The sequence below is a fragment of the Clostridium boliviensis genome (assembly GCF_033342255.1).
Taxonomy (GTDB): domain Bacteria; phylum Bacillota; class Clostridia; order Lachnospirales; family Lachnospiraceae; genus Lacrimispora; species Lacrimispora boliviensis.
This window is the reverse complement of record NZ_JAWONS010000041.1, coordinates 1-537: the sequence shown is the minus strand read 5'-3', so window position 1 is coordinate 537 and position 537 is coordinate 1. Positions and strand designations below refer to the sequence as shown.

General features: G+C 60.5%; 1 pseudogene. It reads left to right on the top strand.

From position 1 onward, the window contains the following. Positions 1 to 328: pseudogene (locus tag RZO55_RS02320) on the top strand (L-erythro-3,5-diaminohexanoate dehydrogenase); the annotation flags it as partial. Positions 329 to 537 lie beyond the last annotated feature (209 nt).

The following is a 537-nucleotide window of genomic DNA, read 5'->3' as shown; positions in this document are numbered from 1 at the left end:
GGTCGAAGTGCTGGAGGCGGTGGAGCGCGCCACCGGCGGTCGGCTGGCGGATGTCACCATTAATTGCGTCAATGTGCCGAATGCGGAGCTATCCAGCATCCTGGCCACCCGGGACGGCGGGACGGTTTACTTTTTCAGCACCGCTGTCCGCTTTACCGCGGCCGCCCTGGGTGCAGAGGGCGTGGGCAAGGACGTAAACATGATGATCGGCAACGGGTACGCTCCGAATCATGCGGAATTGGCCCTTCAGACCCTCCGGGAGTTTCCGCCTTTGAAGCGGCTGTTTGAGGAGCGCTATGTCCGGACCGGGAAGCACCCGGCGCTTTGATTCCCATTTCGGGGCCGAAGGCCTGTAACGATTTTAAAGGGAGAAAGGAGTCGTTCGTCATGCGCGACTGGCGAGAGATCGAACTCTGGAAGGACGTCAGCGAGGAGCAGTGGAACGACTGGCTGTGGCAGTTGACCCACACGATCCGCAAACTGGACGATTTGAAGAAGGTGATCAATCTGACGCCGGAGGAGGAGGCGGGCGTCGGA